Here is a 527-nt window from a genome sequence, read left to right as displayed (position 1 = left end):
AGGCCTTCAGTCGGCTGTCATAGGCATTGACATTTTGAACATGAAAAATCTGTTCCACGACGCGAATACCCGCCTTTACATTCACCGCCTTGAGTGGAATATCCAGTTCCCGTGCCACCCGTACATAGACGGAGCTGCCATCCGCGCAAAGCATGGTGTCCTTGGCGAGGATCGGCTGAATCACTCTCCCAACTTCTTCGCTGTTGACCTTCTTCAAGACGGCGTCTGCGGTTTGGCCGCCCCGATCCCGGCAAATCAACACGAGAATCTGTTCATCAGACAATCCCGGTTTTTTGGCCTTGCCACCGCGCTTGCGCGATGCGCGGGGAAGCCCCCTTTTCTTACCTTTGAAGGACTCCAGAAAGAAAGTCTCGTCCGCTTCCACAATACCTTCCAATTGAGTGGGCTGCTGCTCTTTGGGCAGGCTCAGGAAACGATGCCGCCAGCGAAATGCCGTATTCCGATGCACACCGCAGGCATTGGCACTCCGCCGCACACTTTGCCCCTGCGCCATCTGTTCCGCATAC

Annotated in this window: 1 protein-coding gene; it reads right to left on the bottom strand. The window is 55.4% G+C overall.

What is annotated here, in order from left to right; all coding sequences use genetic code 11:
• The coding region (locus M7F93_RS11875) for an IS1595 family transposase (protein WP_298173825.1) at positions 1–527 on the bottom strand (527 nt) is incomplete at both ends.

The organism is Acidithiobacillus sp. (assembly GCF_027322205.1).
Taxonomy (GTDB): Bacteria; Pseudomonadota; Gammaproteobacteria; order Acidithiobacillales; family Acidithiobacillaceae; genus Acidithiobacillus.
The sequence above is the reverse complement of the archived record's forward strand: the minus strand, read 5'-3'. Positions and strand labels throughout refer to the sequence as shown.